Annotated in this window: 1 rRNA gene; it reads left to right on the forward strand. The window is 55.5% G+C overall.

Annotation, left to right across the window (positions count from 1 at the left end):
- Positions 1–564 (forward strand): 23S ribosomal RNA (locus FE782_RS32115); the annotation flags it as partial.

Below are 564 nucleotides of genomic sequence, written 5' to 3' on the forward strand. Positions count from 1 at the left end.
AGCCACCATTGAAAGAGTGCGTAATAGCTCACTGGTCGAGTGACTCTGCGCCGAAAATGTAACGGGGCTAAACACACCACCGAAGCTATGGCTTGACCGCAAGGTCTTGGGTAGGGGAGCGTTGTGTACCGGGCTGAAGCATGACCGGAAGGACATGTGGACTGTACACAAGTGAGAATGCCGGTATGAGTAACGAAAAGACAAGTGAGAATCTTGTCCGCCGAAAGCCTAAGGGTTCCTGAGGAAGGTTCGTCCGCTCAGGGTTAGTCGGGACCTAAGGCGAGGCCGAAAGGCGTAGTCGAAGGACAACAGGTTGAAATTCCTGTACCGCCGTAAGCCGTTACGAGCGATGGGGTGACGCAGAAGGGGAACGTTGCGGACCGATGGAAGTGTCCGTCCAAGCAGTGAGGCTGACTTACAGGCAAATCCGTAAGTCGTTAAGGCTGGGCTGTGATGGGGAGGGGAACTCAAGTACCCGAAGAACATGTACTCTGGCTGCCGAGAAAAGCCTCTAGCCAGGCGAAGGCGCCCGTACCGCAAACCGACACAGGTAGGCGAGCAGAG

This window comes from Paenibacillus antri (genome assembly GCF_005765165.1).
In the GTDB taxonomy this organism is placed as follows: Bacteria; Bacillota; Bacilli; order Paenibacillales; family YIM-B00363; genus Paenibacillus_AE; species Paenibacillus_AE antri.